1 protein-coding gene is annotated in these 1025 nt (G+C 49.4%); it reads right to left on the bottom strand.

Annotated features, from left to right (window positions below; translation table 11 throughout):
• On the bottom strand, positions 1 to 1025 hold a 1025-nt coding region (psbD, locus tag IQ226_RS24800; protein ID WP_193899792.1), incomplete at both ends, for a photosystem II D2 protein (photosystem q(a) protein).

Here is a 1025-nt window from a genome sequence, read left to right as displayed (position 1 = left end):
TCTGGGAATACGAACTGTTCGTGGGGTTGATCTTGAGGGGCCATCCAAGCGCGGATACCCTCGTTCAGTAAAATGTTTTTGGTATAGAAAGTTTCAAACTCTGGGTCTTCTGCTGCCCGTAATTCTTGGGAAACGAAGTCATAAGCCCGCAGGTTTAATGCTAAACCAACGATCCCAATGGAACTCATCCACAAGCCTGTCACAGGGACAAACAACATGAAGAAGTGTAACCAACGTTTGTTGGAGAAAGCAACACCGAAAATCTGTGACCAGAAACGGTTTGCTGTCACCATGGAGTAGGTTTCTTCAGCTTGGGTGGGGTTGAAGGCGCGGAAAGTGTTTGATCCTTCACCGTCTTCAAATAGGGTGTTTTCTACTGTCGCACCATGAATGGCACAAAGTAAAGCTCCACCTAAGATTCCCGCTACACCCATCATGTGGAAGGGGTTGAGTGTCCAGTTGTGGAAACCTTGGAGGAATAGGAGGAAACGGAAAATTGCGGCTACTCCAAAGCTAGGTGCAAAGAACCAGCTAGATTGCCCTAAAGGATACATCAGGAACACGCTGACGAATACGGCGATAGGACCGGAGAAAGCAAGGGCGTTATAAGGACGAAGACCGACGAGACGGGCGATTTCAAATTGGCGTAACATGAAGCCAATCAAACCGAATGCGCCATGTAGGGCTACGAAAGGCCACAAACCACCGAGTTGAATCCAACGGGTGAAGTCACCTTGAGCTTCAGGTCCCCACAGGAACAACAGGGAATGCCCCATGCTGTTGGCTGGTGTGGATACTGCTACTGTTAAGAAGTTAGCTCCTTCTAGGTAAGAAGATGCTAATCCGTGGGTGTACCAGGATGTGACGAAGGTTGTACCGGTGAGCCAACCGCCTAATGCGAGGAAGGCACAGGGGAATAATAATATTCCTGACCAACCTACGAATACGAAGCGATCGCGCTTTAGCCAGTCGTCTAATACGTCAAACCACCCTCTACTGGGGGCGCGTCCAACTGCGATGGTCAT

This window comes from Dolichospermum sp. LEGE 00240 (assembly GCF_015207875.1).
GTDB lineage: Bacteria > Cyanobacteriota > Cyanobacteriia > Cyanobacteriales > Nostocaceae > Dolichospermum > Dolichospermum gracile.
Note: the sequence above shows the minus strand (reverse complement) of the source record. Positions and strands in the feature narration are given on the sequence as shown.